This window comes from Microbacterium sp. 05N427 (assembly GCF_056397105.1).
Genome location: NZ_JBFTMT010000009.1, coordinates 42996 through 61434, shown reverse-complemented (window position 1 = coordinate 61434; position 18439 = coordinate 42996). Strand labels below are relative to the sequence as shown.

Below are 18439 nucleotides of genomic sequence, written 5' to 3'. Positions count from 1 at the left end.
GTCGTGGGGGCTCAGGCGTCGCGGGCGCCGCAGGAGTGGCGCACGACGATCCGGGGCCGGAGTCTGATCTGGTGCAGGGGACAGTCGGCGCCCTCGATGAGACGCCGCAGCAGGACGTCGGCGGCCATTCGTCCGATCCGATACTTCGGCGGGGCGACCGCGGTGAGGGGCACCTCGGCGAGGTCGGCGACCTCGTCGTCGTACGAGACCAGCGCGATGTCCTGGGGCACCCGCATGCCGCCGCGGCGGATGGCGCCCTCGAGCAATGCCGCCTCGCGGTCTCCGAACACCAGAGCCGCCGTCGCCTCGAGGTCGCGGATGTGTCGGAACGCGGACTCGGCGGAGTCGGCCTCCCACGCGGACTTCGGCTGCGCGAACTCCAGCGATCCCGGCAGTCCGAGGTCGGCGATCGCCTGACGATAGCCGTACACGACGCTGGCCTCCGTCGGCGTACGTTCTCGTGTGAGCAGGGCGATCCGGGTGTGCCCCAGACCGGCGAGATGTCGGACCGCGTCGTAGGCGCCGCCGCGATGGTCGGAGCAGACATGCTCCGTGGTGTCGGCGGGGCCGAGGTCGGGCAGGCTGCGCTCCACCAGGACCACCGGAACCGGCAGAGCCATCAGCTCGCGGGCGCGCAGCGCAGGATCCTCGATCCCGGTCAGGGTCGGCGCGATCAGCAATCCGTCGATTCCGGTCTCGAGCAGCGCACTGATTGCGGGATCCTCCCGATCCGCCTGATAGCGGTAGGTCGCGAGCTGGAGCGTCGCACCAGCGGCGGAGAGCGACTCGTCGATGCCCTGGAGCACTCGCGGGTAGTACAGCTGGGTGTCCGGGAGGAGCACGCCGATGCGGCGGCGCGCGTTCCCGTCACGCCGGGGCGCGTGGGCGACGAAGCTGCCGGCGCCCTGCCTGCGCACGACGATGCGTTCCGCGACGAGTTCGTCGAAGGCTCGCCGCACGGTGGTCAACGAGAGCCCCGTCTCGGTCGCGAGCTGCTGTTCGGTGGGCAGCTTCTCCCCGGCGGTCCACGTGCCAGCGAGGATCCCGCGGCGGAGTTGGTCGGCGAGGATCTCGAACTTCAGGCCCCTGGACTCCGCGTCGCGCACCATGGATCGTCGTGAAACAGACATCGCCCCTCCTCCGCCGTTGTTCCTCCATTCTTCGACGCGAAAAGAGAGGAATAAAGAGGAATTGAAGGATTCCTCTGATTGAAACACCTACCTCTGAGCCCTGGCGTGGTCAGGTCCGCCGAAAAGGTTTGAATTACTCCTTGAATGGTCCTTTTGCTCCTTGCAAGAGTCGGGCATCGGAGAGGCGACGTGGCCACTCCCGATCGAAAGGAAACCCGATGGTGAAGGTCCGAAAGCTCTCCGCACTCGCCCTGGTCGGCGCTCTGGCGCTGTCGGTCGTGGGGTGCGCATCCTCGCAGGGTTCTCCGCAGGGCGGCTCGGGTGGAACGCTCACCTACTGGTCGATGTGGAAGGAAGGTGAGGCGCAGCAGAAGGTGCTCGCCTCTGCGATCGCGGACTTCACGAAGGAGACCGGCGTCACTGTCAAGGTGCAGTGGCAGGGCCGGGACAGCGTCAAGAAGGTCGTCCCGACGCTGAACACGAACAACGTCCCCGACCTGATCGACAGCTCCTTCGCGAAGCTCGCACCCGTGCTGGCCGCGAGCGGCCAGGCCAAGGCGCTGACCGCGGCCTACGGCGCAGAGGCAGACGGCAAGAAGGTCGCCGACCTGATCCCGCAGGCCTACCTCGCGAACGACGTGATCAGCCGCAAGGGCGAGGACGCGCCCTGGATGCTCCCCTACACGCTGACCAGCGATGCGATCTGGTTCAACGCCGCGACGCATCCCGACCTGGTCTCTGCGCCGCCTGCGGACTGGAGTGCGTTCGTCGCCGAGCTCGACAAGCTCAAAGCCGCGAACGAGATCCCGATCGCGATCGACGGCGACGTCTCCGGATACAACGCCTACTGGTACACCGCCGCACTCGTGCACATCGCCGGCCCCGGCGCACTGAAGAAGATCGCCGAGGACAAGACGGGCAAGGCGTGGGACAGCGCCGAGGCACTCGAGGCGGCGAAGATGGTGCAGCAGCTCGTCGACGGCGGCTATTTCATCCCCGGCTACAACGCGAGCAAGTGGCCGGCTCAGCAGCAGGGCTGGGCGGATGACAAGGCGGCGTTGCTGTTCAACGGCACCTGGATCCCGACCGAGACGGCGACCTACGCCGCGAGCGGCTTCCAGTACTCGTCGTTCCCATTCCCGACGGTCGACGGCGGCAAGAAGGTCGCGCGTGCCGACTTCATCGGCTTCGCGGTACCTGCAAAGGCGAAGAACGCGGCCGACGCGCAGAAGTTCGCCGCCTTCTTCCTGAAGAAGAAGTATCAGGACGCTCTGGGCACGGACGCGAAGATCCTCCCGATCCGTCCGGACGCAGCAACGAGCCCTGACGTCGCGACGGTGAAGGCCGCCCTCGACTCGGCCGACGCGTACTACGTGCAGAACGACGGCATCACTTTCGCCGGATACGCGGAGAAGCTGCTCTACCCGACCATGGACCAGCTCGTCCAGGGCAAGCTCTCGGCGGGGAAGTTCATCGAGGCGATGAAGTCGGGCCAGATCGACTACTGGAAGCAGAACTCATGACCCAGACGGCAGCGATGCCCGGCGTCACCGCCGGCCGGGGGGTGCGCATCGCGCCGCCCCGCGCCGGCGGCAACGCCATCGATCGCTCACGCAAACGGCTGTTCGTCCCGTTCGTCGGGCCGGCGTTGCTGTTCTACTCGGTCCTCTTCGTCGGCCCCGCGGTCTACGCCATCTGGATCAGCTTCCACAAGTGGGCAGGCTCCGGACCGATGGATTTCGTCGGGCTCGGCAACTACGTGAAGCTTTTCTCCGACAAGCTCTTCCTGCAATCCTTCGGCAACACGCTCCTGCTGCTGTTCGTGGTGGGTGCCGCCGTCTTCCTCGTCTCGTTCGGTCTGACCCTCGTGCTGCGCGACATGACGGGCCGAAAGATCGCCCGGTCGGTGATCTTCTTCCCTCACCTGGTGAATGCAATGATCTTCGGCGTGCTCGCCGGATTCGTCCTGAACCCCGGAGGGCTGGTGAATACCCTGCTCGGCTGGGCGGGCGTGAAGGATCCGCCCGCGTGGCTGGGGACCGAGAACCTGTTCCCGCTGATCATGGTGATGCTCACCTGGATCACGACCGGCTACTACACGACGATCCTGATGGCCGGTGTCGACCGCATCCCCCCGTACTACTACGAGGACTGCGCGCTGGCCGGAGCAAACGCCTTCCAGCGCCTGCGCTACGTGATCCTGCCGCTGACCTGGGACGTTTTCGGCACCTGCGCGGTGCTCTGGACGATCTCCTCGGTGAAGATCTTCGAGATCATCTGGATCTTCGGCGGATCGACCGGGCAGGGGATCCCGCCGACCCGCACCTGGAGCACGGCCGTCTACACCTACGTGACCGCCTTCTCCGGTGAGTCCATCCCCGCGTACGGCATGGCGAGCGCGAGCGCGATCCTCTCGCTCGCGCTCGTCTCCGTCCTCGTCGTCCTGCTCCGTCGCGTGATGAAGCGCGACGCGATCGAGTTCTAGGAGTGACCATGACTTCCGCCGACCTGCTCGTCGAAGAGACCAGCACACGCGCGCTGGTGACGCCTCCCTCGCGGCGGCCCCCACGGCGGCGCGGCGCCGCGATCGGGCGCGACCGGAGCGTCTTGCGCGGCATCGGCCTGGTGCTGCTCTGGGCATTCGTCGCGCTCAACATCGCCTGGATGGTGTGGATGGTGATCCAGGCCTTCCGCGACACCCGCTCGATCCTGAGCGATCCCTGGGGCCTGCCCACCTCGCTGGACCCTGCCAACTTCGTCACCGCGTGGACCGTCGGCGATTTCGCCACTGCGACGCTCAACAGCGTCAGCACGACGGTCATCTCGTCCTTCGTCACCGTCGCTCTCGCCGCACCCGCCGCCTACTATCTGGGTCGTGTCGAGAACCGCTTCACGAACGCCCTCACGATGTACTTCGTGCTCGGGCTGGGCATCCCCGCGCAGGTGATCCTGATCCCGCTGTTCGTGATGCTCAACGAGGTCTATCTGACCGACAGCCTGATCGGACTCAACCTCGTGTACGTCGGCGTGTCCATGCCGTTCACGGTGTTCCTGCTGATCGCGTTCTTCCGGTCGCTGCCGCAGGAGCTCGAGGAGGCTGCTGCGCTCGACGGCACCACCGCGTTCGGCACGTTCTGGCGGATCACCCTGCCCCTCGCGAAGGGCGGCATCCTCACCGCATTCGTGCTGCAGGTGATCTCGCACTGGAACGAGACGCTCCTGGCGCTGACGCTGCTGCAGTCGACCGACAAATACACGCTGCCGGTGGCACTGATCTCATTCATCCAGCAGCAGACGTACTCCGGAGCGGACTGGGGTGGCCTCTTCGCCGGGCTCTGCATTGTGGTGTTGCCGATGCTCGTGATCTATCTGTGGCTGGGCCGCCGGCTGACGGAAGGACTCACGCTGGGCATGGGTAAGTAGCCAGCCGGAGCCGCTACCAGAGCCGCCCGTTGCGGCGTTCCCAGGCCGCTTCGACCGTGACGTGGCGGCCGGCGTAGACCCCGGCGGGGATCGATGCGACCAGAACGGCGACGAGGATGATCAGCGGAACCTGCCAGCCGCTGGTCGCCGTGTGCACGAGGCCGAGCAGCAAGGGGAAGATCGCCGCCATCACGTAGCCGAGGCTCTGCACGAATCCACTGAGCGCGACGGCCGTCTCGGGCTCCCGCGCGCGGATGCTGATGAGCACCAGCGCGAGCGGGAACAACAGACCGGCAAGGCCGTACAACAGGACCCACAGCCAGGAGAGGGCCGGATCCGGAACGAGCAGCAGGCCGAGCAGCCCGGCCACGGCACCGGTCGCGCCGATGACRTACAGCACGCTCGTCGCGCGGAACCGCACGATCAGGACCGGGACGATGAGGGAGGCCGGCAATCCGGTGAACGCGAACAGCGAGAGCAGCAGGCCCGCGGCCTGCGGGGTGACGCCGGTCTGCTCGATCAGGATCGTCGGCAGCCACGCGAACGCGGTGTAGGCCATGCTCGCGGAGGTGCCGAACACGGCCGCGAGCACCCACGCGAGCGGGATCCGCACCAGCCGTCCGAACACCCGCGAGCTCGACGGCGCCACGACGATCGGCCCGGTCGAGAGTACGGCGGCCTCCTCGAACGAGTCCCGCCCTGTGCCCTCCCGCGCGGGCTCATCGGAATCCGGCTGTCCCGCGTGTTCGGCGGGAGATGCGACGACGCTCTCGGTCCGCGCACGCAGCAGCATCACGATCCACGGGATCGTTCCGGCGAGCGCGAAGACCGCCCACATCGCCAGAGACACACGCCAGCCCGCGATGTCCGCCGCCGGCACGGCGACCAGCGGGGGCAGGAACGTCGAGAACGCCATCACCGTCGTGTACAGCGTCATCATGAGGCCGAGACGGTCGGGGAAGTACTTCTTCACCATCGGCGGCATGAGGATGTTCGCCATGCCGACGCCCGCGAAGACGAGCGCCGTGGCTATGAGCAGGGTCGAGGAGTCGACCGCGAGGCCGCGGGCGATGAGTCCGACCGTGACGGCACCCAGCGCGATGACGGCGACCCGCTCCAGGCCGAGCCGGCGCTCCATGAGCGGCGTGAGCAGACCGAACAGCGCGAAGCACACCGGTGGCGCGGTGCCGATCAGCCCGACCACGGCCGCCGGCATCGGGAAGTCCTTCGCCACGTGATCGACGACCGGCGACAGGGACGCGACGGCGGAGCGCAGCGAGAACGCGACCAGCACGATGCCGAGCACCGCCAGGGTGCGCCCACGCCAGAGCGGCCGCACGGCGCCGGCCATCATCGCACGCCCCGGATCACGAGGTCTGCGCGCCCTCGAGCCAGCCCAGATACWCCGCCGTGACGGTGCCGGTGACGTACCGGCCGTCGAACGGGCTCATGTCCAGGTCGGTGAGCTCGGATCCCTCGGTGATCGCCGCCTTGAGATCCTCGACCTCCTGGTAGACGAGCCGGTCGGCGCCGAGCACCTCGGCGATCTCGGGGATCGTCCGGCCGTGCGCGATGAGCTCGTGCTTGGACGGCATGTTGATGCCGTACACGTGCGGGTAACGGATGGGCGGAGCCGCGGAGGCGAAGATCACCGACTTCGCGCCGGCGTCGCGAGCCATCTGGATGATCTGCTTCGAGGTGGTGCCGCGCACGATCGAGTCGTCGATGAGCAGCACGTTCTTGCCCTTGAACTCGGTCGACATCGCGTTCAGCTTCTGCCGCACGCTCTTCTTGCGCGCCGCCTGCCCCGGCATGATGAAGGTGCGGCCGACGTAGCGGTTCTTGTAGAAGCCCTCGCGGTACTCGATGCCGAGCTTGCGAGAGACCTCCATCGCGGCAGGGCGCGACGAGTCGGGGATCGGCATGACCACGTCGATCTCGTCGAGCGGCACGTGCTTCGCGATCGTGTCGGCGAGGCGCTCGCCCATGCGCAGGCGCGACTCGTAGACCGAGATGCCGTTCATGACGGAGTCGGGGCGCGCGAGGTACACGTATTCGAACGCGCACGGCGCCAGCACCGGAGCCGCGGCGCACTGCTTCGTGAACAGCTCGCCCTCGTTCGTGATGAACACGGCCTCACCGGGCTCGACCTCGCGGACGACCTCGTAGTCGCCGTTCTCGAGCACGAGCGACTCGCTCGCGACGACCCACTCCTCCTTGCCGTCCCTGACGCGCTTGCCGAGGATCAGCGGGCGGATCCCGAACGGATCCCGGAAGGCGAGCAGCCCGTAGCCGGCGAGGATCGCGATGACGGCGTAGGCGCCCTCGATCCGCTCGTGCGTGCGTGCGACCGCCTCGAAGATGCGCTCGGAGTCGAGGTCGACGGTCGAGGTCGTGGTCTGCAGCTCGTGCGCGAGCACGTTCAGCAGCAGCTCGGTGTCGCTCGAGGAGTTCAGGTGACGGCGGTCGCGGTGCGCCATGTCGGCGGTGAGTTCGCGCGTGTTGGTGAGGTTGCCGTTGTGGATGAGGACGATGCCGTAGGGCGCGTTCACATAGAACGGCTGAGCCTCCTCCTCGCTCGACGCGGTGCCCTTCGTGGCATAGCGGACGTGCCCGAGGCCGACGTTGCCGAGCAGCGAGCGCATGTCGCGCGTGCGGAACGCCTCGCGCACCATGCCCTCCGCCTTGGCCATGTGCATGACGCCGCTGGGCTCAGCCGTGGCGATGCCGGTCGCGTCCTGCCCGCGGTGCTGCAGCAGAAGGAGCGCGTCGTAGATGTCCTGATTGACCGGGGTGTGCCCGACGATTCCGACGATGCCGCACATGGGTGTCAGTTCGCTCCGTCCGCGTAGGCGCCGACCAGGCGCACAGCACCGCCGTCGACGCCCTTGGCGCCCTGTTCGAAATCGCCGGCCGGGCGTGCGGCCACGGCATCGAGCCGCACCGTCCCGACCTGCCAGGTGTCGATGCCGCCGGCCGTGAGCGCCTCGGAGATCGCGGCGGCGGAGGAGGCGTCGACGACCGCGAGGAAACCGATGCCGAGGTTCCAGGTGCCCTCGCTGGACTCCAGTGTGGTGCCGGCCAGATCGCTCAGCACACGGAACACCGGAGCAGGCGACCACGTGGAGCGGTCGACCTCGGCCCAGGACCCCAGCGGCAGGACGCGCGCGAGGTTGGCCGCGATGCCGCCGCCGGTGACATGGCTGAGCGAGTGCACGGCGCCGTCGAAGCGCTCGGCGATGCCGAGCAGCGGGGTCGTGTACAGGCGCGTGGGGGTGAGCAGCGCCTCGCCCCAGGTGGCACCGAGGTCGACGGCGCGGTCGCCATAGCCGATCCCGGCCTTCGCGAGGATGTGCCGCACGAGCGAGTAGCCGTTGGAGTGCAGGCCGCTGGATGCGAGAGCGAGGACGACGTCGCCGTCCTGGACGCGCTCGGATCCGAGGATCCGGTCCGCCTCGACGATGCCGGTCGCCGCGCCTGCGACGTCGTAGTCGTCGACGCCCAACAGACCCGGGTGCTCGGCCGTCTCGCCGCCGACGAGCGCGGTGCCGGTGAGCTCGCAGGCCTCGGCGATGCCGCGCACGATGTCGGCGATGCGCTCGGGGAAGACCTTGCCGCAGGCGATGTAGTCCGTCATGAACAGCGGCTTCGCGCCGACCACGACGATGTCGTCCACGACCATGCCGACCAGGTCGTGCCCGATCGTGTCGTGCTTGTCGATCGCCTGCGCGATCGCGACCTTGGTGCCGACGCCATCGGTGCTCGAGGCGAGCAGCGGTCGGCGATAGCCGAGCAGCGCAGAGGCGTCGAAGAGACCGGCGAATCCACCGACCCCGCCGAGCACCTCGGGTCCGTGCGTGGCACGGACAGCGGACTTCATGAGTTCGACGGCTCGATCGCCGGCTGCCGTATCGACGCCGGCCTCAGCATAGGTGCGGGAGGACACCCGTCAATCCTACCGGCGGGCGGCTGTGCGGTCGCCCGCCGTCCGGAGCTCACGGAGGCGGATCGGCGCCCGCAAGCCGCATCCTCGATCGTGACCCGCGATCGGGCCCCGCGCGGTCCGGAAATCCGTACGATGGGCCCATGGTCGACAAGCCGCAGTGGCTGGTGCGCGAGGAGGCCGGGATCCCGGTGCTCATCGCGCTCGCGCTGCGCCAACGACTCGGGATCCGGACCCCGGTGGAGTTGCCCACGTTGAGGGACCATCCGTTGCGCGCCTTCGACGACGGCGGGGTGGATGACGCGCTCGAGCGGCAGTGGCGGGCGTACTGGGACATGACCGTCGAACCCGAGTCGCATCCGTCCACGTCTCCGCTCGAACTCATCGACGGCTTCGACACGATCGTCGCGCTGCCGGCCGTGGGGGCGGAGCGGTTGCGCGCCGCGATCGCGCCGCTCGCCTCCGAGGTGGTGCGCTACGCGAACGAGGCTCAGCAGCGCTACTCACGCTCGGTCTCCGGAACCGGCGACCCGTACCGCGCGTACGCCGCCGCGCTCGCGGAGTTCGAACGCGACACCGGACGCCGCGCGCACTCCTTCGAGCTGAACGTGCACGTACTGCCGCTCGCACAGCGCGGGATCTGGCGCATCGGCGCGTTCAGCATCGCGGTGACCGACAGCCTCCGGCACGATCCCGTGGACTTCGACAGCGCGATCCGCCCCGTCATCGCCGATGTGGCGTGAGCGCCGCCGTTCGAGTGCGGGCAGCCTCGTCGGCGGATCTGACGCCGGTTTTGGGGCGTGTTCTGACGGTTTGGGGCGCACCAGCGCCACCAAACAGGGTCTGGCGCGCCCCAAAACGTGGAGGTGCGCCCCAAAGCGACCGGGCCAGGATCCGGTCTTCGGCACTGGGGCGCAGTCGGGCCCCGGCGGGTTACTCCGCGATCGTCTCGCGGTCGACGCGCACCATGCGCTCGCTGCGACGGGCGGCGCGCTCGAGGATCAGCGTGAGGACGCCCAGCACGGCGACGCCGACCGGAACCGTCCACAGCAGCAGGAAGCCGAACACCTGCCCGAACGGGTAGGCGACCTGCGTGGCCTCCGACGCGCCGAAGTTGCCGAACACGGTCAGCACGAACGCGAGGACCACTCCCACACCCACACCGATGCCGAGGAAGACGCCCCAGCGCGGCGCACGACGGACGCGCGCGATCTCGATCTCGGGCGTCCGGTCCGGCTGCGGCGTGCTCATGCCCCCATTGTCCCACGCGCATCTGTGGGGTGATCCGTCCAGGACGAGACACTGAGCGGGAAGGGATCAGGGACGCAGCGGCAGCAGCTCGGTGAGGTCCGCCCGGGTTCCGGAGGCGTGGATCCGGCCCGCCTCGAGCGCAGACGCCCAGGTCTCGGATCCGGTCGCGACCGCGATCCATGTGGCCGGATCCAGCTCGACGACGTTCGGCGGGGTTCCGCGTGTGTGCCGCGGACCCTGCACCACCTGCACGGCGCCGAACGGCGGCACGCGCACCTCGACGCTGTTGCCCGGCGCCTTCTCGTCCAGCAGCTGCAGCAGATAGCGCACGGCCGTGGCGTAGTCACCGCGGGTGGGCTTCCCGCCGGCGGCGAGCGCCGCACGGCTGGCGTCGAGCGCCTCGCGCCCCGCCGTCGTGTCGATCCTGCTCGCCATAGGTCCATGCTAGGCACCCCGGGCATAGGCTCGGCACGATGACTTCCTCCGCCGAGACACCCGCCACGGACACCGCCGGGGCGCGCGCCGACCTGCTCGCGGCGGCGGCGAAGGGCGCGCTCGGCCTCGGCCGTTTCCCCGGGGTCGACGACGACGCGCACGCCGCGTCCGTGCTGATCCTGTTCGGCCGCCTCGACGACGAACCGTCCGACGCGGATGCGGCCACGGTGCCGGCCGACCTCGACGTGCTGCTGCAGCGCCGCGCCGCGACGCTCTCCTCGCATCCGGGGCAGGTCTCGTTCCCAGGCGGACGCCGGGAGGATGCGGATCCGGATCCCGCCGCGACGGCGCTCCGTGAGGCGCAGGAGGAGACCGGGCTGGATCCGGACGGCGTCGAGATCCTCGCGACGCTCCCTGAGATCCCCCTCGCCGCCAGCAACCACCTCGTCACCCCGGTCCTGGGCTGGTGGCGCGAGCCCTCACGGGTGGTCGCAGTGGATCACGCCGAGACCGTGCAGGTGTTCCGCGTGCCGGTCGCGACGCTGCTGGATCCGGCGACCCGGTTCACCTCGACGCTCACCCGGCTGGGGCAGACCTTCCGCGGGCCCGCCTTCGACGTCGACGGCACGATCGTGTGGGGCTTCACGGCGATGGTCCTCGACGGCGTCTTCGAAGCCGCCGGGTGGACCCTGCCCTGGGACCACGCCGACGAGCGGCCCATCCGCCTCGAGGTGTGACGGCACGGCTCGCCCCGTCATCGAGGGGCGCCCGCTCGGTAGGCTGACGGGGTGAAGATCCTCGTCCTCGGTTCCGGTGCCCGTGAGCACGCGATCATCCTCGCCCTGCGCGCCGAGCGGAAGGGGCACGAGATCCTCTGCGCCCCCGGCAACGCCGGAATCGCGCAGGACGCGACGCTGGTCGAGGTGGATCCGATGGACGGCTCCGCCGTCCGCGCATTCGCCGACGAACACGGAGTGGACCTCGTCGTCATCGGCCCGGAGGCGCCGCTCGTCGCGGGCGTCGCCGACGTGGTGCGCGCGCACGGGATTCCGGTGTTCGGACCCGGTCGCGCCGCTGCGCAACTGGAGGGATCCAAGGCGTTCGCGAAGCGGATCATGGAGGCGGCCTCGGTGCCGACGGGACGCGCTGTGCGCGCCGCGACCACGGCCGAGGTCGAGGCCGCGTTCGATGACCTCGGCGCCCCGTACGTGGTGAAGGCGGACGGACTGGCCGCGGGCAAGGGCGTCATCGTCACCCCCGACCGCGCCGCCGCGCTCGCCCACGCCGAGCTCTACCTCCCCCACGGCCCCGTGCTGATCGAGGAGTTCCTCACCGGGCCTGAGGTCTCGCTGTTCTTCCTCAGCGACGGCGACTCCGTGCGTGCGCTGAGCCCTGCGCAGGACTTCAAGCGCGCCTTCGACGGCGACGAGGGGCCGAACACCGGCGGCATGGGCGCCTATTCACCACTGCCGTGGCTCGACGAGCAGTTCGGCAGCGAGGCGGCGTTCGTCGAGGAGGTCACCCGCAGCGTCGCCCTCCCGGTCGTGAAGCAGCTCGACTCCGAGGGCACGCCCTTCATCGGTCTGCTCTACGCGGGCCTCATCCTGACGCCGAACGGCGTGARCGTGATCGAGTTCAACGCGCGCTTCGGCGACCCGGAGACCCAGGTGGTGCTGCCGCGCCTGCGCACCCCGCTCTCGCAGCTTCTGCTCGCCGCCGCCACCGGCACGCTCGAGGATCAGCCGCAGCCGGAGTTCCGCGACGACGTCGCGATCACCGTGGTGCTCGCGAGCGAGGGCTACCCCGAGGCACCGCAGACCGGCCGCCTGATCGAGGGCCTGGCCGAGGCGGCCGCCGTCGAGGGCGTCAGCGTCGTGCATGCGGCGACCGCGGGGCCCGACGCCCCCGGAGGCAACCTCATCGCGACCGGAGGCCGTGTGCTGAACGTCGTCGCGACCGGATCCGACTTCGCCGACGCCCGCGCCCGCGCCTACGAGGCGCTCGGCCGGATCCACCTCGACGGCGCGCACCACCGCACCGACATCGCCGCGCGCGTCGCGCAGTAGCCCGGGCGTGCGGGCCGGGGCGTACCGCCCGCCCGCCGTGCCCGCGAAACGCGACGCCCCCTCGCAGCACCGAAACCCCCTCGTACGGACGTCCGTGCGAGGGGGTTTCGATACTCAGAGGGGGCGTCGAAGAGAAGAGTCCCGTCTGCCCTGGACCAGGCGGCGGACGGCCCCGGCTTCAGCGTCCGGCGAGTAGCCCGGCGACCGAGAGGTCCTCATCCAGCTCAGGCCAGTGGATCCCCTCGCCCCGCCCGATCAGACGCCAATCGGCGCGTTGCGCCGGAGTTGCCGCAGCAAGGCGCGGGAACCAGGACAGTGGTGCACTGACCGTGCGTCCGTCGAGAAGGCGCACATGGATCTCCTCGTCGATGCGGACATCGAGGGCGACGGCTTCATGCGTCGAAGTGCTCATGCCATGCCTCCTCGAACTCCTGCTCGTGCACGATGATGATGCGGACCAGTGCGGTGATCTCGCGCGTGGAGAATCCCCGATTGTCCGCACATTCTACGGGCGCAAGCCAGAACTTGGCTGTGTTTCCCGCCTGTTCGACGTGGACGTGCGGTGGTTCCGTACCCTCGTTGCTGTAGAAGAAGTACCGTCGTCCTCGAAGTCGCAGAACCGTCGGCATCGCCCCACCTCCGCTGCCAAGGTAGGCAGCCGAACGGCTGAGGATCCGGGTGATCACTGAATCGGTGGGAACCGCCGCACACCGCGCGCGTGGGGAGGACGAGATCAGGAGAGCCGCCGCACCCATCGGGATGCGGCGGCTCTCCTGGTTGATTGATCTGCCCCCGGGTCAGCGCTTCACGAGGTGCGCGGGACGCTGCATGAACAGGATCCCGATCACGCCGACCAGCAGCACGGCCGCCGGCAGGATCATCGACTGCGCCATCGCGGAGGAGAACCCCGCCACCACGACGTCGGGCAGCTTGCCGGTGCCGAAGTCGCCGCCCTGGCTGGCGGCTCCCGGAAGGTTCGCCTCCAGACGGCCCTGCATGAGCGCGGCGATCGCGGCCGAGCCGAGCACGGAACCGATCGTCCTGGTGGTGTTGTAGATGCCCGCGCCCGCGCCCGCCTGCCGCGGCTCGAGGTTGCGCGTGGCGGTGGTGGCGAGCGGGCCCCACATTCCGGCCTGGCCGATGCCCATGAGCGCCGAGGGCAGCAGGAACATCCAGATCGGGGTGTCCGGGGTCATCAGCAGGCCGTACCAGACCAGGGCGACTGTCGTGAGGCCGAGACCGGGCACGAGCAGGACGCGCGGATCGACGCGGTCGAGGATCCGGCCCGCGATCGGCGCGAGCACGCCCGACAGCACCGCCATCGGGATCAGCAGCAGCGCCGCCTCGGTCGGCGTGAGCCCCCGGGCGAGCTGGTAGAAGAACATCATCGGCAGCGACATCGAGGTCACGGTGAACCCGACCGTGGCGATCCCGAAGTTCGCGACCGAGAAGTTGCGGTCGCGGAACAGGCCCAACGGAACCAGCGGCTCGCTGCGCGTCTTCGCCTGCTGCCAGATGAAGACCGCCATCACCACGATGCCGGCCGCGATCATCGCCCAGATCCACCCGGCCCAGTCGTAATGCTGGCCCTCCTGCAGACCGAACACGATGAGGAACAGGCCGAGAGCGCTGAGCACGACGCCGACCATGTCGAACCGGTGCTCGTGGGTCTTCAGCCGAGGAACGAGGATCCAGGCGAGCACGAAGCCGATCACGCCGACGGGGAGGTTGATGAAGAAGATCCACTCCCACCCGAAGGCGTCGACCAGCAGACCGCCGGCCAGAGGGCCCACGAGCGTGGCGACGCCCGCCGTCGCGCCCCACAGGCCCATCGCGGCGCCGCGGCGCTCGGCGGGGAAGGTGCGCGTGATGACCGCCATGGTCTGCGGCGTCATCAGCGCGGCGCCCAGGCCCTGCACGGCGCGGAAGACGATCAGCATCTCCAAGGAGCTGGAGAGTCCGCAGCCGAGCGACGCCAGCGTGAAGATCGTCAGACCGATCAGGTACATGTTCTTCGGACCGAACCGGTCGCCGAGGCGTCCGGTGATCAGCAGCGGCACGGCGTAGGCGAGCAGGTAGGCGCTGGTCACCCATACGACGTTGTCGAGGTTGTTCGTGGACGGGTCCAGCGCGGCCTTGATCGCAGGGTTCGCGACCGAGACGATCGTGGTGTCCACGAGGATCATGAAGAAGCCGATGACCAGCGCCCAGAGGGCGGGCCAGGGGCTCTTCGGCTTGTGGCCGACGGCGTATGCGCCGGTCGACGTACCGATGGTTTCAGCCATTCTGGTGTGCCTTTCGCTTGGCAAGAAGGTGATCCGGATCCGGGCCCCACGCGAAGTCGGGGGACGAGATCCGGGGGATCAGGGTGGCGAGCCAGTCGATCTCCGCCTGCAGCATCAGGCGGTGCCGGATCGGCTCGAGGAGGTACTGCTCCGGCACATCGCGAGTCCCTGCGCCGTCGAGCGCGGCGCCGATCGTCGCCAGCTCCTCACCGAGCAGCGCGAGCCGCTGGGTGAGCAGGTCGACCGCTTCGTCCCGGTCGAGGTTGTGCGCCTCGGCCAGGGCGACGCGGAATGCGGTGCGCCGACGGCTGCCGCCGAGTTCACGGCGCACCCACTCGCGCACCGCGTCCGTACCCGCCGGCGTGACGGCGTACGTCGTTCGCTCGGGGCGGTTGCCGTCGCGATCGACGCCGACCTCCTCGAGCAGGCCCTGCCCGTGCAGGCGGGAGACGGTGTGGTACAGCGTTCCGTTGGAGATCGGGATGATCCGGTCGTCGCGACGGGCGCGCAGCAGCCGCGCCATCTCGTAGGGGTGCATGTCACCCTCGCTCAGCAGCGCGAGCACCATCACCCCCAGAGGGGTGAGCGCCGGATCCTTCACCATCACTCCATCCCGACTAGTCCATCTGGACTAGTCCGTCGACGACTATACGCCGATTCGGATCCCCACACCACCACTTCTCGCGCCGGGCCCTCGCCCGCACCGATCGCCGCAGCTCCGCTCGCCCCCCTCACCGCAGCGCCGCCGTGAGCTGGGCAGGCGTCAGCGCGCGATCCGCATAGACGAGACGCAGGACGGCCGGATCCGGGTTGCCCAGATCCGGAGCGCGGTGGACGAGACGCAGCCCGACCTTCTCCGCCACGGCGGCAGAGGCGCGGTTGTGCTCGACGAGGTAGGCGATCACCGGGATCTCGGGGGCGACCTGCGCCGCCGCCGCGAGCGCCGCACGAGCCACTTCCGTCGCGTACCCGCGACCGTGATGATCCGCGGAGAGCCGGTAGCCGAGGTTCCACACGCGGGCGGGCCCATCGGGGCCGGCGTCGGGCGCGTGGGCGCCCAGCAGCGTGCCGCCGCCGTTGCCGATGACCTCGCCGGTCTCACGCAGCCGCACGACCCAGGATCCGAGTCCGTGGATCCGCCAGCTGGACTCCCAGCGCTCGAGCATCGCGGCGATGCGTTCCGGCTCGGTGGGCCGGAGGCTCGGGAAGTGCGTCCACACGCGGGGATCGCTGTAGATGGCGAAGACGGCATCGAGGTCGCCCGGCGCAGGCCGCCGCAGGCTGAGACGGTCGGTCAGGATCTCGAAGGGGATGTCGGCGCTCACCCGTGCACACTAGGCGGGACCTCGGACATCGCGGCCGCCTCCGTGCCAGACCTGGCGGGACGCCCGCGATAATGGACGCGTGAGCACACCCCTCGAACTGTCCGGCTGGCGTCACCTCTACTCCGGCAAGGTCCGCGATCTGTACGCGCCGGAGGATCCCGCGGACGAGCGGCTGCTGGTCGTCGCGAGCGATCGGGTCAGTGCATTCGACTTCGCGCTCGAGCCGCCGATCCCGCAGAAGGGCGCCCTGCTCACGAGCCTCAGCCGCTGGTGGTTCGACCGGCTCGCGGAGGGAGCGGACCCGATTCCGAACCACCTGGTGGACGGCGACGTCCCTGCCGAGGTCGCCGATCGTGCGATGCTCGCCCGGTCGCTCGAGATGCTGCCGATCGAGTGCGTGGTGCGCGGCTACCTGACCGGATCCGGCTGGCTCGAGTATCAGGAGAGCGGAACCGTCTGCGGGATCGGTCTGCCCGCCGGCCTGCAGAACGGCGACCGGCTGCCCGAGCCGTTGTTCACCCCCGCGTACAAGGCGCCGATGGGCGAGCACGACGAGAACATCACCTTCGAGCGAACCGCCGAGATCGTCGGCGCAGAGCGCGCCGCCGAGCTGCGCGACCTGTCGCTCGCGATCTATCGGCGCGCCGCCGCCATCGCCGAGGAGCGCGGGCTCATCCTCGCCGACACGAAGTTCGAGTTCGGCGTCGACGGCGACGGCGACGGGGTCCTCCGCCTCGCCGACGAGGTGCTGACGAGCGACTCCTCGCGGTACTGGGACGCCGAGTCGTGGCGGACCGGATCCACTCCCTCCGCCCGGATGGCGAGCTTCGACAAGCAGATCGTGCGGGACTGGCTGAGCGCCCACTGGGACAAGCAGGGCACCCCGCCCGTACTACCCGCCGAGGTCGTCGCGCAGACCGCCGCGCGCTACGCCGAGCTGCTCGCCCGCCTGACCGCCTGACCCGTCCCCGCCCCGGGGCGCCCCGGGCCCGGGGTGCCCCGCCCCGGGCTCCCACAGAACCGTGTCCCACTTTCGGCTGTGGAACGGGGCCTTTCGCCGCCGAATTCGGGACATGGTGCCGCCGAAAGTGGGACACGGTCTGCCACGACGGGGCAGCCGCCTCCCAGGGAACGCCCAGGATAGGGTTTCTCCAGCCCCCCTCCCCCGATCCCGAGGAGCCCGCATGCCCCTGTGGAAGATCCACGGCGACGGACGCACCGTCGAACCCGGCGCCGTCGTCCGCCCCGATGAGCGCCTGAACTGGCCCGCCACGATCGCGATCGGCGTGCAGCACGTCGTGGCGATGTTCGGTGCGACGTTCCTCGTGCCGATCCTCACCGGCTTCCCGGTGCCCACGACTCTGCTCTTCAGCGGCGTCGGCACGATCCTGTTCCTGCTMATCACGCGCAACAAGCTGCCCAGTTATCTCGGATCCTCGTTCGCGTTCATCGCCCCGGTGACCGCCGCCACCGCCGCCCACGCGACCGGAGGCGACAGCGGGATCGGCGCCGCCCTCGCCGGCATCGTCGCGGTCGGCGTGCTGCTCGCGATCATCGGCGTCGTCGTGCACGTCGCCGGCGTGAAGTGGGTGGACCGGTTCCTGCCGCCCGTGCTGGCGGGCACGATCGTCGCGCTCATCGGGTTCAACCTCGCCGGCGCCGCGTACGGCAACTTCGCCAAGGCGCCCGTCACGGCCACCTTCACCCTCGCGATCACGATCGTGTTCGCCGTGCTCTTCCGCGGATTCCTGGGCCGGATCTCGATCTTCCTCGGCGTGATCGCGGGCTACATCTTCGCGGCCTTCCGCGGCGAGCTCGACTTCTCCGCGGTCGACAAGGCGGCCTGGGTGGGCCTTCCCACGTTCCACTTCCCCGACTTCGGAACGCCGAGCGTCTGGAGCGGCATCGCCATGTTCCTCCCCGTCGTGCTCGTGCTCATCGCCGAGAACGTCGGCCACGTCCGCGGCGTCGCGACCATGGTCGAGGATCCGGAGATCAACGCGCAGACCGGAAAGGCGCTGATCGCCGACGGCGTCTCGACCACGATCGCCGGCTTCTTCGGCGGATCCGGAACGACGACATACGGCGAGAACATCGGCGTGATGGCGTCGACCAGGGTGTACTCGACCGCGGCCTACTGGGTCGCCGGCATCGCGGCGATCCTGCTCAGCCTCTCGCCGAAGTTCGGCGCGATCATCAACTCGGTGCCCGCGGGCGTGCTCGGCGGCATCACGACGGGGCTCTACGGCCTCATCGGCGTGATCGGCATCAAGATCTGGGTCGACAACCGCGTCGACTTCTCCCGCCCCGTGAACCAGTACACCGCCGCCGTCGCACTCGTCATCGCGGTCGGCGGGTTCTCGATCGCGGTCAAGGACTCGGGCTTCGTGCTCGGCGGCATCGTCATCGCGACGGTGGCCTCGATCGTCATCTACCACGGCGGCAACGCGATCGCTCGGCTGCGCAAGACCGGCGCAGACGACCCCCGCCCGCTCGAGGCCGTCGGCCCGATGGGCGGCGACCCGGCCTGATCACCGCGAGGGGGACCGCGAAACCGAACCCGCGTCCCGAAACCGACGAT

General features: G+C 69.4%; 19 protein-coding genes. 8 read left to right on the top strand and 11 right to left on the bottom strand.

Annotation, left to right across the window (positions count from 1 at the left end):
* Positions 1 to 11: 11 nt before the first annotated feature.
* A complete protein-coding gene (locus AC1DG4_RS10630; protein WP_477381377.1) occupies positions 12 to 1130 on the bottom strand; it encodes a GntR family transcriptional regulator in 1119 nt (372 codons plus the stop codon).
* Between the two features lie 218 nt (positions 1131 to 1348).
* Here AC1DG4_RS10630 and AC1DG4_RS10625 point away from each other — a divergent pair, with 218 nt between their 5' ends.
* From AC1DG4_RS10625 to AC1DG4_RS10615, 3 genes are read left to right on the top strand one after another with little or no spacing between them, the layout of a single operon-like run.
* Complete coding sequence (locus AC1DG4_RS10625; protein WP_477381375.1) at positions 1349 to 2653, top strand: ABC transporter substrate-binding protein; 1305 nt, start codon at positions 1349 to 1351, stop codon at positions 2651 to 2653.
* Positions 2650 to 3615, top strand: a complete 966-nt coding sequence (locus AC1DG4_RS10620) for a carbohydrate ABC transporter permease (protein ID WP_477381373.1) — start codon at positions 2650 to 2652, stop codon at positions 3613 to 3615. The genes AC1DG4_RS10625 and AC1DG4_RS10620 overlap by 4 nt, the downstream gene beginning before the upstream one ends.
* A gap of 8 nt (positions 3616 to 3623) precedes the next feature.
* Entirely contained in the window at positions 3624 to 4553 is a 930-nt protein-coding gene (locus AC1DG4_RS10615; RefSeq protein ID WP_477381371.1) for a carbohydrate ABC transporter permease, read from the top strand.
* A gap of 13 nt (positions 4554 to 4566) precedes the next feature.
* Here AC1DG4_RS10615 and AC1DG4_RS10610 read toward each other — a convergent pair whose 3' ends face one another.
* Genes AC1DG4_RS10610 through purM form a run of 3 tightly spaced genes read right to left on the bottom strand, consistent with a single transcriptional unit; the run spans position 4567 to position 8499 of the window.
* Entirely contained in the window at positions 4567 to 5904 is a 1338-nt protein-coding gene (locus AC1DG4_RS10610) for an MFS transporter (protein WP_477421227.1), read from the bottom strand.
* A 16-nt stretch (positions 5905 to 5920) separates the two neighbouring features.
* Entirely contained in the window at positions 5921 to 7378 is a 1458-nt protein-coding gene (gene purF, locus AC1DG4_RS10605; RefSeq protein ID WP_477421226.1) for an amidophosphoribosyltransferase, read from the bottom strand.
* Between the two features lie 5 nt (positions 7379 to 7383).
* Positions 7384 to 8499: a phosphoribosylformylglycinamidine cyclo-ligase gene (purM, locus tag AC1DG4_RS10600; protein WP_477381365.1), complete on the bottom strand. Its 1116-nt coding sequence runs from the start codon at positions 8497 to 8499 to the stop codon at positions 7384 to 7386.
* Between the two features lie 140 nt (positions 8500 to 8639).
* On the opposite strand from purM, the gene AC1DG4_RS10595 reads away from it, so the two are divergent.
* Positions 8640 to 9239 carry a zinc-binding alcohol dehydrogenase gene (locus tag AC1DG4_RS10595; RefSeq protein ID WP_477381363.1) on the top strand — a complete coding sequence of 200 codons (600 nt, stop codon included), beginning with the start codon at positions 8640 to 8642 and terminating at the stop codon, positions 9237 to 9239.
* Positions 9240 to 9429: 190 nt separating this feature from the next.
* On the opposite strand, the gene AC1DG4_RS10590 is transcribed toward AC1DG4_RS10595, so the two are convergent.
* Together AC1DG4_RS10590 and AC1DG4_RS10585 are read right to left on the bottom strand one after the other, a co-directional pair.
* Positions 9430 to 9747, bottom strand: coding sequence for a potassium transporter Trk (locus AC1DG4_RS10590; protein WP_477381361.1), 318 nt, complete (start codon positions 9745 to 9747; stop codon positions 9430 to 9432).
* Positions 9748 to 9813: 66 nt separating this feature from the next.
* A complete protein-coding gene (locus tag AC1DG4_RS10585; RefSeq protein WP_477381359.1) occupies positions 9814 to 10182 on the bottom strand; it encodes a sterol carrier family protein in 369 nt (122 codons plus the stop codon).
* Positions 10183 to 10220: 38 nt separating this feature from the next.
* Between AC1DG4_RS10585 and AC1DG4_RS10580 the strand changes: the two genes are divergently transcribed.
* Positions 10221 to 10919, top strand: coding sequence for an NUDIX hydrolase (locus AC1DG4_RS10580; RefSeq protein WP_477381357.1), 699 nt, complete (start codon positions 10221 to 10223; stop codon positions 10917 to 10919).
* A 51-nt stretch (positions 10920 to 10970) separates the two neighbouring features.
* Positions 10971 to 12248 carry a phosphoribosylamine--glycine ligase gene (gene purD, locus AC1DG4_RS10575; protein WP_477421225.1) on the top strand — a complete coding sequence of 426 codons (1278 nt, stop codon included), beginning with the start codon at positions 10971 to 10973 and terminating at the stop codon, positions 12246 to 12248.
* A gap of 178 nt (positions 12249 to 12426) precedes the next feature.
* Here purD and AC1DG4_RS10570 read toward each other — a convergent pair whose 3' ends face one another.
* From AC1DG4_RS10570 to AC1DG4_RS10550, 5 genes are all read right to left on the bottom strand, one after another.
* Complete coding sequence (locus AC1DG4_RS10570) at positions 12427 to 12660, bottom strand: DUF2442 domain-containing protein (RefSeq protein ID WP_477381353.1); 234 nt, start codon at positions 12658 to 12660, stop codon at positions 12427 to 12429.
* The gene (locus AC1DG4_RS10565; RefSeq protein ID WP_477381351.1) at positions 12641 to 12877 is read right to left on the bottom strand and encodes a DUF4160 domain-containing protein; all 237 of its coding nucleotides are present in this window, start codon (positions 12875 to 12877) and stop codon (positions 12641 to 12643) included. Before AC1DG4_RS10565 ends, AC1DG4_RS10570 begins: the two co-directional genes overlap by 20 nt.
* 168 nt (positions 12878 to 13045) lie before the next feature.
* On the bottom strand, positions 13046 to 14533 hold the full coding sequence (locus AC1DG4_RS10560; protein ID WP_477381349.1) for a DHA2 family efflux MFS transporter permease subunit: 1488 nt from the start codon (positions 14531 to 14533) through the stop codon (positions 13046 to 13048).
* Positions 14526 to 15137 carry a PadR family transcriptional regulator gene (locus AC1DG4_RS10555; protein ID WP_477381347.1) on the bottom strand — a complete coding sequence of 204 codons (612 nt, stop codon included), beginning with the start codon at positions 15135 to 15137 and terminating at the stop codon, positions 14526 to 14528. Before AC1DG4_RS10555 ends, AC1DG4_RS10560 begins: the two co-directional genes overlap by 8 nt.
* Before the next feature lie 127 nt (positions 15138 to 15264).
* On the bottom strand, positions 15265 to 15858 hold the full coding sequence (locus AC1DG4_RS10550) for a GNAT family N-acetyltransferase (protein WP_477381345.1): 594 nt from the start codon (positions 15856 to 15858) through the stop codon (positions 15265 to 15267).
* Between the two features lie 79 nt (positions 15859 to 15937).
* Between AC1DG4_RS10550 and AC1DG4_RS10545 the strand changes: the two genes are divergently transcribed.
* Positions 15938 to 16819: a phosphoribosylaminoimidazolesuccinocarboxamide synthase gene (locus AC1DG4_RS10545; RefSeq protein WP_477381343.1), complete on the top strand. Its 882-nt coding sequence runs from the start codon at positions 15938 to 15940 to the stop codon at positions 16817 to 16819.
* A gap of 223 nt (positions 16820 to 17042) precedes the next feature.
* Complete coding sequence (locus tag AC1DG4_RS10540) at positions 17043 to 18389, top strand: uracil-xanthine permease family protein (protein WP_477381341.1); 1347 nt, start codon at positions 17043 to 17045, stop codon at positions 18387 to 18389.
* The last annotated feature ends 50 nt before the right edge of the window (positions 18390 to 18439 follow it).

What these genes read in the sequence shown, in the direction of transcription:
- AC1DG4_RS10630 (WP_477381377.1), bottom strand. Translation starts at nt 1,130, where the DNA reads ATGTCTGTTTCACGACGATCCATGGTGCGCGACGCGGAGTCCAGGGGC.
- AC1DG4_RS10625 (WP_477381375.1), top strand. Translation starts at nt 1,349, where the DNA reads ATGGTGAAGGTCCGAAAGCTCTCCGCACTCGCCCTGGTCGGCGCTCTG.
- AC1DG4_RS10620 (WP_477381373.1), top strand. Translation starts at nt 2,650, where the DNA reads ATGACCCAGACGGCAGCGATGCCCGGCGTCACCGCCGGCCGGGGGGTG.
- AC1DG4_RS10615 (WP_477381371.1), top strand. Translation starts at nt 3,624, where the DNA reads ATGACTTCCGCCGACCTGCTCGTCGAAGAGACCAGCACACGCGCGCTG.
- AC1DG4_RS10595 (WP_477381363.1), top strand. Translation starts at nt 8,640, where the DNA reads ATGGTCGACAAGCCGCAGTGGCTGGTGCGCGAGGAGGCCGGGATCCCG.
- AC1DG4_RS10590 (WP_477381361.1), bottom strand. Translation starts at nt 9,747, where the DNA reads ATGAGCACGCCGCAGCCGGACCGGACGCCCGAGATCGAGATCGCGCGC.
- AC1DG4_RS10585 (WP_477381359.1), bottom strand. Translation starts at nt 10,182, where the DNA reads ATGGCGAGCAGGATCGACACGACGGCGGGGCGCGAGGCGCTCGACGCC.
- AC1DG4_RS10580 (WP_477381357.1), top strand. Translation starts at nt 10,221, where the DNA reads ATGACTTCCTCCGCCGAGACACCCGCCACGGACACCGCCGGGGCGCGC.
- AC1DG4_RS10570 (WP_477381353.1), bottom strand. Translation starts at nt 12,660, where the DNA reads ATGAGCACTTCGACGCATGAAGCCGTCGCCCTCGATGTCCGCATCGAC.
- AC1DG4_RS10565 (WP_477381351.1), bottom strand. Translation starts at nt 12,877, where the DNA reads ATGCCGACGGTTCTGCGACTTCGAGGACGACGGTACTTCTTCTACAGC.
- AC1DG4_RS10560 (WP_477381349.1), bottom strand. Translation starts at nt 14,533, where the DNA reads ATGGCTGAAACCATCGGTACGTCGACCGGCGCATACGCCGTCGGCCAC.
- AC1DG4_RS10555 (WP_477381347.1), bottom strand. Translation starts at nt 15,137, where the DNA reads ATGGTGAAGGATCCGGCGCTCACCCCTCTGGGGGTGATGGTGCTCGCG.